Origin of the sequence: Pseudomonas fluorescens (genome assembly GCF_902498065.1) — a bacterium.
Lineage (GTDB): Bacteria > Pseudomonadota > Gammaproteobacteria > Pseudomonadales > Pseudomonadaceae > Aquipseudomonas > Aquipseudomonas fluorescens_BJ.
The window spans coordinates 1177408-1189282 of record NZ_CABVIR010000001.1 but is presented as its reverse complement, the minus strand read 5'-3'; the positions used below and the strand labels follow the sequence as shown (position 1 = coordinate 1189282).

11 protein-coding genes are annotated in these 11875 nt (G+C 57.9%); 7 read left to right on the top strand and 4 right to left on the bottom strand.

The features are described from left to right. Positions 1–2: 2 nt before the first annotated feature. The 4 genes from F8N43_RS05785 to F8N43_RS05770 all read left to right on the top strand — a co-directional run bounded on the left by F8N43_RS05785 (position 3) and on the right by F8N43_RS05770 (position 4404). Positions 3–503, top strand: coding sequence for a (2Fe-2S)-binding protein (locus F8N43_RS05785; protein ID WP_150636590.1), 501 nt, complete (start codon positions 3–5; stop codon positions 501–503). 5 nt (positions 504–508) lie between these two features. Then, positions 509–2047 carry an AMP-binding protein gene (locus F8N43_RS05780; protein WP_150653370.1) on the top strand — a complete coding sequence of 513 codons (1539 nt, stop codon included), beginning with the start codon at positions 509–511 and terminating at the stop codon, positions 2045–2047. 19 nt (positions 2048–2066) lie between these two features. Further along, on the top strand, positions 2067–2870 hold the full coding sequence (locus F8N43_RS05775; protein WP_010459412.1) for an enoyl-CoA hydratase/isomerase family protein: 804 nt from the start codon (positions 2067–2069) through the stop codon (positions 2868–2870). A 181-nt stretch (positions 2871–3051) separates the two neighbouring features. After that, the gene (locus tag F8N43_RS05770; RefSeq protein ID WP_150653369.1) at positions 3052–4404 is read left to right on the top strand and encodes an MFS transporter; all 1353 of its coding nucleotides are present in this window, start codon (positions 3052–3054) and stop codon (positions 4402–4404) included. On the opposite strand, the gene F8N43_RS05765 is transcribed toward F8N43_RS05770, so the two are convergent. Then, positions 4397–5182, bottom strand: coding sequence for an alpha/beta fold hydrolase (locus F8N43_RS05765; protein ID WP_150653368.1), 786 nt, complete (start codon positions 5180–5182; stop codon positions 4397–4399). The genes F8N43_RS05770 and F8N43_RS05765 overlap by 8 nt on opposite strands. 90 nt (positions 5183–5272) lie before the next feature. On the opposite strand from F8N43_RS05765, the gene F8N43_RS05760 reads away from it, so the two are divergent. Both F8N43_RS05760 and F8N43_RS05755 read left to right on the top strand, forming a co-directional pair. After that, positions 5273–6244, top strand: a complete 972-nt coding sequence (locus F8N43_RS05760; protein ID WP_150653367.1) for an XdhC family protein — start codon at positions 5273–5275, stop codon at positions 6242–6244. A gap of 188 nt (positions 6245–6432) precedes the next feature. Beyond that, a complete protein-coding gene (locus F8N43_RS05755) occupies positions 6433–7287 on the top strand; it encodes a helix-turn-helix transcriptional regulator (protein WP_150636601.1) in 855 nt (284 codons plus the stop codon). A 102-nt stretch (positions 7288–7389) separates the two neighbouring features. Here F8N43_RS05755 and F8N43_RS05750 read toward each other — a convergent pair whose 3' ends face one another. Next, on the bottom strand, positions 7390–7680 hold the full coding sequence (locus F8N43_RS05750; protein ID WP_150636603.1) for a DUF6388 family protein: 291 nt from the start codon (positions 7678–7680) through the stop codon (positions 7390–7392). Positions 7681–7749: 69 nt separating this feature from the next. Then, positions 7750–8493 (bottom strand): SPOR domain-containing protein, encoded by a 744-nt coding sequence (locus F8N43_RS05745; protein ID WP_150636604.1) that lies wholly within the window; start codon positions 8491–8493, stop codon positions 7750–7752. 586 nt (positions 8494–9079) lie between these two features. On the opposite strand from F8N43_RS05745, the gene F8N43_RS05740 reads away from it, so the two are divergent. Further along, a complete protein-coding gene (locus F8N43_RS05740; protein WP_150653366.1) occupies positions 9080–10861 on the top strand; it encodes a monovalent cation:proton antiporter-2 (CPA2) family protein in 1782 nt (593 codons plus the stop codon). A gap of 3 nt (positions 10862–10864) precedes the next feature. Here F8N43_RS05740 and F8N43_RS05735 read toward each other — a convergent pair whose 3' ends face one another. Continuing rightward, positions 10865–11773: a LysR family transcriptional regulator gene (locus F8N43_RS05735; protein WP_150636608.1), complete on the bottom strand. Its 909-nt coding sequence runs from the start codon at positions 11771–11773 to the stop codon at positions 10865–10867. Positions 11774–11875 lie beyond the last annotated feature (102 nt).

The window sequence follows — 11875 nt, the reverse complement described above, 5'->3', positions numbered from 1 at the left end:
ATATGCGTGTAACTGCCGACCAAACCTTTCCGATTCGCCTGGAACTCAATGGCCGCGCCCGCGAAGCGCTGGCTGAACCGCGGACCCAACTATGCGACTTCCTGCGCCACGACCTCGGTGCCACCGGTGTCCATGTCGGATGCGAACACGGTGTCTGCGGTGCCTGCACGGTGCTGGTGGACGGAGTCGCCATGCGTTCCTGCCTGATGCTCGCGGTACAGGGGCACGAGCGGCGTATCGAGACCGTCGAGTCCCTGGCCGACGACGACACACTGAGCGATCTGCAACAAGCCTTTCGCCGTCATCACGCCTTGCAGTGCGGCTTTTGCACTGCGGGCATTCTCATGTCCTGCGTGGATTTCCTTGAACGGGTACCCAGCCCGGACGAGACCCAGGTACGCGACATGCTTTCGGGGCATCTATGTCGCTGTACGGGCTACACCGGCATCGTCCAGGCCGTGCTCGAAGTCGCTACCCAGCGCCAAACGAACAAAGGGGTATAACAATAATGTTCGATCTCGGACGCAGTTTCCTCGCTGCCGTTGAACGCCGGCCGCACGCCGTGGCGGTCAGTGACGGTGCATTGAAGAAAACCTATGAAGACTGGTTCGTCGATATCCAGAGCGCCGCTTGGGGCTTGCAATGCCTTGGGCTGCAACGCGGTGATCGACTGCTGGTCGTGATGCAAAACCGCTGGCAGATGGCAACCCTGCATTGGGCCTGTCAGTTTGCGGGCATCGTCATGACCCCGTTGAACTGGCGTTCGACTGCCGAGGAACTGGGTTACTGCATCGAAGACGCGCAAATCCGTGCAGTGGCTTACGACGACGCTACCGTGACCGCCGTGGCCGGTTGCAGCGTAGCCACAAGGCTGCCACGGATCGCCACCGGGCTCCGTGCCGCCAACACCGACCTGAGTTTCGAGGAACTGTGTTCGCAGACCCCCTCCGGCATCATTTTGCAGGCCGACGCCGAAGACTTTTCACTGCTGCTGTACACCTCCGGAACCACCAGCAAGCCCAAAGGCGTGCCGCGTCGGCACCGTAGTGAACGCGCCGCGGCGGTTGCCCACGTCGCGCAAAACCTCTACCGCCAGAGCGAGTGCACGCTGGGTGTCATGCCGCTTTACCACACCATGGGCGTGCGTTCGTTGTTGTCCATGGCGCTGATCGACGGACATTTCGTCTGTGTGCCGAAGTTCGACGTGGAAGCCACCCTGCAGGCCATCGAGCGGGAAAAGGTCAGCAACCTGTACCTGGTGCCGACGCTCTACCACATGCTCATCGAACACCCGGCCTTTGCCCGCGAGCGAGTCGCCAGTGTGGAGAAAATCGGCTTTGCCGGTGCACCGATGAGCGACGGTTTGATGCGTCGCGTCGAGCAGGCGTTCCAGCCGCAGTTATTCGTCAATCATTACGGCAGCTCGGAGATCTACACCTTCACCATCGACCAGCAAGCCAGCCGCAAACCCGGTTCGTCAGGGCGCAGTGCAATGAACCAGCGCGTGCGCGTGGTGCCGATCGATGCTGAAACGCCGGACGTGCAGGTCAACCCAATGGAGGAGGGCCAGATCATCGCCGACCTGGCGAGTGACGAGGCGTTCGAAGGCTACCTGAACCGCCCCGAAGCGACCGCCAAGGCCTTGCGTGATGGATGGTATTTCACCGGTGACATCGGCTACTTCGATCTGGAGGGTGATCTGTTCGTCACGGGGCGTGTCGATGACTTGATCATCACCGGCGGCGAAAACGTCAGCCCGGCGGAAATCGAAAACATGCTCTCTCTGCACCCGGCAGTGGAAGAAGTGGTGGTGGTCGGTCTGCCCGACGAGCAGTGGGGCAAGATCATTGCCGCGTTTATCAAGCTGCGCGCCGAGGTCTCGGAAGACGACCTCGATGCCCATTGCATCGCTTCGGGCCTGGCCAAATTCAAGCGGCCACGGCGTTATCAGTTCGTCGATCAGATTCCCAAATCACCAGTGGGCAAGGTGCTGCGGCGCGTGCTGCTGGCTCAATTTCAGGAACAGGCCTTGAAGGCCATCAGCTAATCATCCAGAGGAAACTCTCATGCAACAGCAAGCGATCCAGCAATTTCTCGACACTCAGTTCGATGGTTTCCAGGTTGAAGTCGATGTGTCCCGCGAGCGCGCCGACATCATCCTCAACCGCGCACCGTTGAACGTCATTTCCATGGGTCAGCGTGATGAACTGCGCCAGGTCTTCGAAGCCCTCGATGCACACAAAGGCGTGCGCGTCATCGTGCTGCGCTCGGTGGGTGAACACTTCTCCAGCGGTGGCGACATCAAGGGCTTCCTCGAAGCGTCGCCAGAGCACGTTTCCAAGCTGGCCTGGAACGTCGCGGCACCGGCACGTTGCGAAAAACCGGTGATCGTTGCCAACCGTGGTTACACCTTCGGCGTCGGTTTCGAACTGTCCCTGGCCTGTGATTTCCGCATTGCTTCGCAAACCACTCGCTACGCCTTGCCTGAGCAGAACCTCGGTCAGATCCCGGGCTCGGGTGGCTCCGCACGCCTGCAGAAAATCATCGGCATCACCCGCACCAAGCACATGGTGATGCGCGCCAAACGCATTACCGGCGACCAGGCCTACGCCTGGGGTATCGCGACCGAGGTCGTGCCGGATACCGAACTGGAAAGCACCGTCGACGCGTTGGTCGATGAACTGCGGCGCTTCTCGCCGTTGGCTCAGCGCACGGCGAAAAAACTGATCAACGACAACGAAGATGCGCCGCTGACCGTCGCGATCGAAATGGAAGGTCACTGCTATAGCCGTCTGCGTAGCTCCAAGGACTTCAAGGAAGGCGTTGAAGCGTTTCACAGCAAGCGTACGGCCGTGTTTATCGGCGAGTAAATCGTACTGGCGAGCGGGCCCGGGAGTATGTTGGTAACAGCGTACGCCTTACGGAGCAGGGCCTGCCGCCCCTTCAATGCAACTGAAAGGGCACATCAAGGTTTCACCGCTGACCTGCTGATTACTCGCAACCCGTGCACCGGGATGCAGAACGTTCGATCACCGTTTGTGTGAGGCAACCATGACTACGACAACAACAATAACTGCATCACCCTCCAGCGCCGCTAGCGATACACCACAGATTCCACCGGGCAAGGCCTTGCTCGCGGCATTTGCCTCGACATTCGGCTGGGCGCTGGATTTGTTTGACCTGTTCATTCTGCTTTATGTGGCACCGATTATCGGCCGCCTGTTCTTCCCCTCGGACACCCCGACATTGTCGCTGGCCGCGGTATATGCCTCGTTCGCCGTGGCGTTGCTGGTGCGTCCGCTGGGCTCGGCGATCTTCGGCGCGTATGCCGACAAACACGGCCGCAAGCGTGCGTTGATGGTGTCGATGGTCGGCGTCGGTATTTCCACGGCACTGTTTGGCGCGTTGCCGACCATTCATCAGGTCGGCATATTGGCCCCGATACTGTTTTTGGTCTTGCGGGTGATTCAGGGCATTTTCGTGGGCGGCATCGTTGCCTCCACTCACACCATCGGCACCGAATCCATCTCGCCGCGCTATCGCGGCTTGATGTCCGGGTTGATCGGTGGTGCCGGCGCCGGTATGGGCGCGCTGTTGGCGTCATTCACTTATCTGGTGTTGTCGGAGATCTTTCCCGGGGAAGAATTTGACGTCTGGGGCTGGCGCTTCATGTTCTTCTGCGGCCTGCTAAGCACGTTTTTCGGTCTGGTGATGTTCCGTTACCTGGAAGAGACCCCGGTCTGGCAGCAACTGCAACAAGCGCGCAAAACCAAGGGGCCGGCGGTAGTTGTCGTGTCGCCGCTCAAGCGTCTGTTCGGTCGCGAGTACCGCGGCGTGATGCTGGTCAACCTGCTGATTACGTTCGGAGGCGGTGCCACGTATTACCTGGCCTGCGGTTATCTGCCGACGTTGCTCAACGTGGTCGCCAAAGTGCCTCATGCGCAGACTTCGCAGATGCTCATGTACGGGTCGGTGGCAACCATTGTCGGAGCACTGGCCTTCGGTTACCTGAGCGACCTGATCGGTCGCAAGAAGACCTTCATGCTGCTGGGTGTGATCAACCTGGTGAGCCTGCCGATGATGTTTCTGGGTGTCGCCGAATCGGGTTCGCTGACCCGTACTGCGCTGTATTGCGTGGGTATAGGCTTCATAGGTGGGGCGATCATCGCGCCGATTCTGATCTTCCTCAACGAACGCTTTGCCACCGAGCTGCGAGCCAGCGGCACCGGATTGTCCTGGAACATCGGTTTCGCCCTCGGCGGAACCATGCCAACCTTTGTGTCCCTGGTCAGCGGCAGCCCGGCGCAGATCCCCATGGTGTTGGCGATGTTCGCCGTCGGTCTGTCGGTGATCTACCTGATCGGCAGCGTGGTGATTCCAGAAACCCAAGGCAATTTCAAGTAAAGGCGGGGAGGCGCTTCAGGAATTCGCAGATCAGCTGCAAGGTCTGCTCGGTCGCTTCGGTCTGGGGAAAGTGCCGACAGTTATCCAGCAACACACAGCGGCACGGTCCAGCGACCTGTCGCTGGATGACCACCAGTTGCTCGGGCGTGGCGTAGTGGTCTTCGCGACCCTGAATGACCAGCAACGGCTTTTCGATATAAGCCAACTGCGCTTCGAGATCATCCAAGGAAAAGTCCGGGTGCAACCAACTGTCGCTCCAACCGTGAAAAGCGCCATCGACATTTGTCCCATGGTGGCGTGCCAGGCGCTCGCGCAACTCGCCCTGATGCCAGGCCTCGGTGGTGTGGCGAATGCCATCGAGGCTCTCGGCCTCGACAATCACGTGAGGCGCCAGTGCGATGCTGCCCAACACGCGTGGATCGTTGGTGGCGGCATAGGCAAGGACGATGGATGCGCCGTCACTGTGACCGAGCAAGACCACTTGCGGCAGTTGCAAGGCATCGAGCAATTGCCGCAGTTCCCGAGGGCCGTCGCTGCTCAGGTAGTTCAGCGGACGCGGCAGGGTTACCGGGCTCGATTGCCCATAACCCTGACGGCTGTAAGTGACCACACCGTAACCGCTGGCCTGGGCCAGGCGCAGGGGGAAGTCTTTCCATTGGTCGGCGCTGCCGAGGCCTTCGTGCAACAGCACCAGTGTCGGTCGCGATGGGTCAGCCGGAGGCAGTTGGCGATATTCCAGGCGCAGCGCCGCGAGTTGCAAAAACTGTTGTGGCGACATGTTGAATCAACGATTGAACAGGATTGCTAGCAGGTTACCGTAAACGTAACCCTGCATGCAGCACCACGCTTTGCTTGAGGTACAGAAAATATGCGTCATCTCGATGTTCAGGTGATCGACCAGGCACTGCAATGGGCTCGCGCCGGGCAGGCCCAGTGGCTATGTACGGTGCTCTCCACCTATGGCTCGGCACCGCGTGCGCCGGGTGCGATGCTGGTGACCAATGGCACAGGCGAACACGTCGGCTCGCTGTCGGGTGGCTGCGTCGAAGAGGAGTTTCTCGAAAGCCTGACGCGCGGTGAATTACGCGAACCGGCACAGATCGTCAGTTATGGCGACAGCGTCGAGCAACGCCACCGTCTACGATTGCCCTGTGGCGGCGTGCTGATCGTGCTGGTCGAGCACCGCGCTGCCAGTCTCGAATGGATCGCCCACCTGGAGAGTCTGCAAGCAGCGTTGCTGGGTCAGCGTCGTCTGCTGCGTCACGTCGAACTGAGCAGTGGTGCCTTGCGCCTGGACCCGGACACCGGACACGGCAGCGAGCGGGTGCTAGTCGTCGACGAAAGCGTGCGCATCAGCGTCGGCCCGGCGTTACGACTGATTCTGGCGGGGCTCTCGCCGGTCGCCGAATTCTGCGCCAGTTTTGCCCGCGCCATCGGCTGCGAAGTCATCGCCTGCGATCCCCGGGAAGAGATGCTGCAAGTACAACTCGAAGGTGTGGAGATGCAACGCGTGCTGCCCTCGATGTTCATTGCCGCCGGAGGTTGCCACGCGGCGACCGCGGTGGTGGCGCTGACTCACGATCCGCGAATCGATGACCTGGCGCTGATGGAAGCGGTGCACACTCCGGCGTTTTACATCGGCGCCATGGGATCTCAGGCAACGTCGGCCAAGCGCGCTGAGCGGCTGAAACGCATCGGTGGTCTGACGGATGAACAGATCGCCCGTTTACACATGCCCATCGGCCTCGATCTGGGCAGCAAGGCCCCGGCGGAAATCGCTCTGGCGGTGGTGGCCGATATCCTGCGCGTTTATCACGGCAAAGAACGCCATGCCTTGTAAGGCGGTTTTTCCGACGAACGTGGGGGCTGCGAAAGTCGAGGTAGACGCTCGGTCATTCGCGCGCGATAGTGGCCAGCCAAGTGTTGCTGAACCATGGACCGATCGACGGGCTTGAGAAATAGATACGCGCCCCGATGATATGCATTGAGGCCGATAACAATATCGCTTCAAGCGAGCGGAGGAATCTGATGTCGATTGCCCAACGGGTGTTCCACGGCAGGTTTGGCCGGGTCGCCTTGCTGAATATGGATCATTCGCTGGTCACCCATACCCATTCCGAATGCCATGTGCTGGTCAAAGTGTCCGGCGAGGACACTTACTTCAACGTTAACGGTCGGCGGGTTCCGCTCAGTGATCGCACGGCGGTGCTGGTCAACGCCTGGGAGCCGCATTTCTACGATCCGCAGCCGGGTGCGGGCGCCACCGTCATCCTGGCGCTCTACATCGAGCCCGCCTGGCTGGCCACTGCCCAGCAGTCGCTGGCGCTCAGCGGTCGGCCGGACTTTTTTGCCCAATCATGCATCGAGCTGTCGAGTCGAAATCGCACCCTGGCCGACATCCTGGTCGCCGAAGCGCATGGTTGTGGGATCGTGCCGAAAGAGCGCTTGGAGTTCATGCTGTTCGACTTCCTGATCGAACTGATCGAGGACTTTTCCAGCTGGCGGCATTTGTCGCTGCTGGGTGCGCCGAACTCAAATGAGTTTCGGGACGCGCGCGTGCGCCGTGGCACCGCCTGGTTGCTTGAGCACCTCGATGATCCGAACCCGATCGACAACGCCGCGCGGGCTTGTGGTCTGTCTCGGGCACACTTCTTTGCGCTGTTCAAGAAAGACACCGGCATGACGCCGACCCTTTTGCTGAACGACGCGCGCATGCGCCGCGCTTTTGCCTGGCTTGAGCGTGAGCGCAGTGGAACGCTGGGTCTTTTGTCGGAGAACCTCGGGTTCTCCGAGCAAGGTCATTTCACACGGTTTTTCCGTCAGCACATCGGAGCTTCGCCCAGCCAGTATCGGCGTGTAGTGGATAGTTACGCGGCGGTTTGAATCGAGAGGAGGGCGGGGTATTGGGCAATACTCCCGCCGATGAAGTTAGTCTTTTATCTTGAAACTGGCGGCTTGTATAGGCTACGAAAGTTGTAGGATCTACTAATCGTCCAGAAAATCATAAATCTCTTTCATGCGTTCTTCACGCATCAACTCAAGCTCTTCCTTAGTTTCAGCCACCCACTGCAGAATGAAGTCCCAGCAATCGCAGTCGTGAGCATCCGCTTCTGCTTCAAATGCTTCTTGTAGAAATTTCAGGCGATATTGTTCTGGCGAAAGCCCGCAGTTTTCAGCGAGGTTGTAGTTCAGCTCGCTGAGTTCAAGCTGGATCCATAAGTTGGCGTCCAGGAATTTCTTCAGGGCGAGTTCGGCTCTAAGTTCTTTTGCGATCATGAATACACTCTCGTGTCATAAAACAGGTAGACATTTTTTTCGAGATCAGTAGCGCTACACAGGATTATGTCAATTTCCCGCCATCATCCATCCTCTAACACCATGACTTTCACTCAACTCTTTCACGACTCGAGCCGCGTCCTGCTTTTGTTTATACGGGCCAATGACGACAAAGTTGTTTTCTTTACGCGCTACCGGCAACTCCAACTGCTGAATGGCTTTTACTGCGCGATGGCGGCTAGGTGTATTCAATGCAATTTCGACCACCCATAGGCCGGATGAAGGCGTGATTGAAGCTTCTTTTTTAGTGTGGAAAATGTAGCCGCCACATGTCAAGCACGGGCGTTCCAGCGTGATCAGCGAGCCTGGTACTGTGCGAAAGGCATGCCATTGCGGATCAATGGTTTTTTTGCGGGCGAAGAGTGCCAGAAGCAGGCCGATAAAAGTAGTCAGACCGCTGAGAATAATTGTCCATTTGTGTGCCTGTGTGGGCAATGAAGTCAGCGTAAGTACGGGTGTTTCGCCTGGCTTTTCGAGCAAAAACTGTACGGCGTCAGCCTCCGTTGAGTCGGGTATGCGGGATTCGTTTTTCGTAAGGTGTGCGAGCTCGTCAGAATGTATCGTACCGAGCTCTGTCGCAACTTTATTAGCGGTGTCATCGAGTAGTTGTTCGAACTTTGTCACTTTTTGCTGGATGTATGAATTGTCGACGTTATTTTGACAAATGGGTCCTGTGGACGAGTAGGTCCATAGAAGTGCTGATAGTTGCCCAAAAACGCCAGTTAACAGGAAGCCCAAGCCAAGCTTTCGCACAGCGGCCGTCTCCAAAGCAAGTGAATAGTTATTTGCCCCGTTTATTTCTGATAAACAGGGTTCTTTTGTTGATCCTGGGATTGTCTAAATTCTTGAGCGCGTCAGTGTGCTCAAGCGCCAAAACTAGTTGGCTGCTTTATTGTTGTTGAAAGAACATCGGGCTTGCACTTTATAGACTGTTGGTAGACGAAAAAGGCTCAGGTGATCGAAAAAAAACCATATCAGATGGATTGCAGAGCGATCCATTAATTACTTGTATTCAAGGTGGATATCGTGGCCAAAGTTGCCTTTTTCAAGATTCAAGCCATGCCTACTCGCTTGGTATAAATGAAAGGATTGTTAGCCAGCCCTTTCCGGTACGGACAGGGAGAAGCTACTGAATTTTTTGTCTCCCTTTCAAACGATGCCAGTGTCTGCACTACACTTCAGGTGTCATTCCTACCCTGGAGAGTTCCTGGTGAACCCTCCAGATATTGTGCTTGGTCCTGAAAAAATTGCGGGACTGAGCGCTGAGCTTTAAAGCTCTACTCGACACGCCTGGCCGTGAACGCATTACCGGTCCTGATGTGGGATGAGGGTCAATGCCATGGCTGTTGAAGGCAATGCAGGTCAATTATTTGCTGTCGTCACTTTGCTTGCCGCCGCCGTGGTGGCAGTGCCGCTGCTCAAACGCATCGGGCTCGGCTCAGTGGTCGGTTACCTGGCGGCGGGGCTGATCATTGGCCCCTTCGGACTGCAACTGATCAATAACCCCCACACCATCATTGAGGTGGCCGAGCTGGGTGTGGCGATGTTTCTTTTTGTGATTGGACTGGAGATGAAACCCTCGCACCTATGGGATCTGCGTCGGCAGATCTTTGGGCTGGGCAGCCTGCAGGTGGTGGTCTGTGCTGTTCTGCTCACTTCTGTCGGCATGGCTTTTGGATTCCCTTGGCAGGTGTCATTTGTCTGCGCAGCGGGTTTTGTACTCACCTCCACGGCCCTGGTTATGCAAGTTCTCTCGGAACGCGGTGACATTACCGAGCCGAGAGGGCAGCACGTCGTGTCCATTTTGCTGTTTGAAGACCTGTTGATAGCCCCTTTGCTGGCGGTGGTGGCATTTCTGGCGCCCACTGAGTTGGCGAATGGACCCACGTCTCCCCTTTGGCAACGCATAGGTACCGCAGCGCTGTCCCTGGGTGCATTGGTGGCCATCGGATTGTGGCTGCTCGATCCCCTGTTTCGAGTATTGGCCCATGCCAAAGCGCGCGAGGTAATGACTGCCGCTGCGCTGCTGGTTGTGTTGGGAGCAGCGCTGCTGATGGAAATCGGCGGTCTTTCAATGGCGATGGGTGCTTTCGTTGCCGGTGTGCTGCTGTCGGAATCCACATTTCGCCACCAGTTGGAGGCCGACATAGAACCGTTTCGTGGCCTACTGCTGGGGCTGTTTTTCCTCGGCGTCGGCATGTCGCTGGATCTGCAAACGATGGTCAGCGCGTGGAGGCTCATCATCTCTGGTGTGCTGGCACTGATGCTGGTCAAGGCCCTGTGTATTTATGCAGTTGCGCGTCTGGCGAAAAGCGGTCATCGCGACGCGCTGGATCGCGCCGTGCTGATGGCGCAGGGTGGCGAATTTGCTTTTGTGCTGTTTGCCGAAGCGCTCAAACTCAGGGTCATCGGTCCTGACGTCAACGCCAACATGACGGCTATCGTGGTGCTCTCCATGGCGTTTACACCGGTGACCTTATTGCTGTGCAAACGGTTTACTCGCCCACAGCCCGTGTCCATGGACGGTGTGGAAGCCGCACACAATCTGCAATGCAATGTACTCATCATCGGTTTTGGCCGTGTGGGGCAGATTGCCTGCCAGGTGCCGCTCGCTCAGGGAGCAAAAATTTCAATCATTGATATAAATCCGGAGGTCATCCGCGCCGTGACACCCTACGGTTTCAAGGTCTATTACGGCGACGGCGCCCGCCATGAAATATTGCACGCTGCCGGTGCCCATCACGCCCGCGCCATCATTATTTGTGTGGATGATAAAAAAGCCGCGACACGCATTGTCGAAAGTACGCGGCACTACTGCCCGCAGGTGAAAGTGCTGGTGCGCGCTTTTGACCGCGAACACGCGCTGGAACTGGTCGAACACGACGCCGACTACATAGTGCGGGAGACCTTTGAGGCCGCACTGCTGCTCGGCCGTCAGGCCGTGGTGACGCTGGGTGCGTCTGAGCACGAAGCCGACGCGGTGATCGACGAAGTGCGCAAACGCGATGCCGAACGTTTTGCCTTGGAAACAGCGGGCGGCCTGTTTGCCGGACGAGCGTTGGTGTTGGGGAATATTGAGCGCATTGATCCGCCGAACAATGAAGCGCGGGATGCTCAGTGAGCATCAATCGCAGTCATTCGGTTCACGGCGCTCCAGCGCAGAAAACTGATCACTCAGCCACGTATAAAGCTGGGAAACGGCAGGGCTGATCTGCTTGCGATGCGGGCACACCAGACTCAACGGCGAAGCTTCGCCAGGATAATCTGGCAGCAGCACAAGCAGGCGCTCAGCGGCGATATCGGCACTGACATCCAGCCAAGATTTGTAGGCGATACCTTCACCGTCCAACGACCAGCGTCGCACGACATCGGCGTCATCGCTGAACAGTGGCCCCGAAACCTGCACGGTTTGCCCGCCCAGGTTCCACTTGTCGTAGACCCGGCCATTTTGCAGATAGAGCAGGCAGTGATGCTTGCTCAAGTCATCCGGCGTTTGGGGAGAACCGCAGCGTTGCACATACTCCGGCGAGGCAACAAGCACCCGCTGGTTCCACGGTGCAAGCGGCAGTGCCACGTAGTTGGCGTCTTCATTCGGGCCGTATCGAATCGCCACGTCCACCGGGTCGCGAAACAGATTGGCCATCTGGTCCGACAGGAAAAAACGCAACGTCAATTCTGGATGCTGACGGCGGAACAGCGTCAGCCACGGCAGCAGTATGTTGCGCCCCAGATCGGACGGCGCTGTCACTTGCAGTACGCCCCGCAGCGTGGCGTTCTCACCACGCAGGTTTTCCTTGCCTTGCTTCAGGGTCTCAAGCACTGAGTGGGCGGTGGGCAGATATTGCTCGCCCTCGGCAGTCAATCGCAGGCTGCGAGTGGTGCGGGCGAACAGGCGTACGTCCAGCTCGCGCTCCAGACGTTTGATGGCGGCGGCGACCTGACCAGGCAATAGATCAGCCTCCAGCGCCGCTGCGGTGAAACTGCCCAGCGCGGCGCTGCGGATGAATAAACCAAGATCATCGATGCGGATCATTTTCACTCCTGCAGTGAAAGTGTTGGCGCATTCTGCTTGTTTTTCTTTGTACTTGGGAAGTCGAAGATGGCTGCAAACGAGTGCATCACCCTTCAGACAGCG

Coding starts and splice junctions, on each gene's coding strand:
- F8N43_RS05770 (WP_150653369.1), top strand. CDS start 3,052: ATGACTACGACAACAACAATAACTGCATCACCCTCCAGCGCCGCTAGC.
- F8N43_RS05760 (WP_150653367.1), top strand. CDS start 5,273: ATGCGTCATCTCGATGTTCAGGTGATCGACCAGGCACTGCAATGGGCT.
- F8N43_RS05750 (WP_150636603.1), bottom strand. CDS start 7,680: ATGATCGCAAAAGAACTTAGAGCCGAACTCGCCCTGAAGAAATTCCTG.
- F8N43_RS05755 (WP_150636601.1), top strand. CDS start 6,433: ATGTCGATTGCCCAACGGGTGTTCCACGGCAGGTTTGGCCGGGTCGCC.
- F8N43_RS05735 (WP_150636608.1), bottom strand. CDS start 11,773: ATGATCCGCATCGATGATCTTGGTTTATTCATCCGCAGCGCCGCGCTG.
- F8N43_RS05765 (WP_150653368.1), bottom strand. CDS start 5,182: ATGTCGCCACAACAGTTTTTGCAACTCGCGGCGCTGCGCCTGGAATAT.
- F8N43_RS05740 (WP_150653366.1), top strand. CDS start 9,080: ATGGCTGTTGAAGGCAATGCAGGTCAATTATTTGCTGTCGTCACTTTG.
- F8N43_RS05785 (WP_150636590.1), top strand. CDS start 3: ATGCGTGTAACTGCCGACCAAACCTTTCCGATTCGCCTGGAACTCAAT.
- F8N43_RS05780 (WP_150653370.1), top strand. CDS start 509: ATGTTCGATCTCGGACGCAGTTTCCTCGCTGCCGTTGAACGCCGGCCG.
- F8N43_RS05775 (WP_010459412.1), top strand. CDS start 2,067: ATGCAACAGCAAGCGATCCAGCAATTTCTCGACACTCAGTTCGATGGT.